At 49.0% G+C, this 208-nt stretch carries 1 protein-coding gene; it reads left to right on the top strand.

The genetic code is table 11. The annotated features are described in order from the left end of the window. On the top strand, positions 1 to 208 hold a 208-nt coding region (locus ACHRVL_RS23135), incomplete at both ends, for a hypothetical protein (protein WP_395415613.1).

The following is a 208-nucleotide window of genomic DNA, read 5'->3' as shown; positions in this document are numbered from 1 at the left end:
CAGGAACAAACGGAACATTAACGATTTGTTCAGGCAGTACAGTAACATCAGGATCATTATTTGCAGCATTAGGCGGAAGTGCAGATGCAGGAGGAACTTGGACTCCAGCTTTCGCAGGAGCAGGAACGTATACTTACACCGTGGCGGCTACAGCTCCATGTACTGTTGATGCTGTTTCGACAGTTTCAGTAACAGAGCAGGCGCAGCC

Source organism: Flavobacterium sp. FlaQc-28 (assembly GCF_044007415.1).
Classification (GTDB): Bacteria; Bacteroidota; Bacteroidia; order Flavobacteriales; family Flavobacteriaceae; genus Flavobacterium.
Note: the sequence above shows the minus strand (reverse complement) of the source record. Positions and strands in the feature narration are given on the sequence as shown.